Consider the following 393-nt stretch of genomic DNA (forward strand, 5'->3'; position numbering starts at 1 on the left):
GTAGGGCGTATTTGGACGTCGTGTAGAGAAGAACAGATTGATTTTAACTTTGCTTGTCCGGAAGTGCTTTATAAGATGATTGATGTTTTAATGTTCTATCTAGAAGAAGGAGCAGAATATGTGCGACTTGATGCGGTTGGATTTATGTGGAAGGTGCCGGGAACAAGCTCGATTCACTTGGAAGAGACGCATGAAATCGTGAAATTATTTAGAGATTTAGTAGATATTGCAGCACCAGGGACGATTATTATAACTGAAACCAATGTGCCGCATGTTGATAATATTAGTTATTTTGGAAATGGTGAAAAAGAAGCGCATATGGTTTATCAATTCCCGCTTCCGCCCCCTTCGCTCCCAGCTACGCATCATGGTAAGGCAAAACTCCTCCGGAAC

1 protein-coding gene is annotated in these 393 nt (G+C 41.7%); it reads left to right on the plus strand.

Features of this window, described 5'->3' with window-relative positions:
• Positions 1-393, plus strand: a 393-nt coding sequence (locus G8O24_RS47370; protein WP_244646435.1) for an alpha-amylase family glycosyl hydrolase, incomplete at both ends; no start/stop codon positions are given.

Origin of the sequence: Bradyrhizobium campsiandrae, from assembly GCF_014529705.1 — a bacterium.
GTDB lineage: Bacteria > Pseudomonadota > Alphaproteobacteria > Rhizobiales > Xanthobacteraceae > Bradyrhizobium > Bradyrhizobium campsiandrae.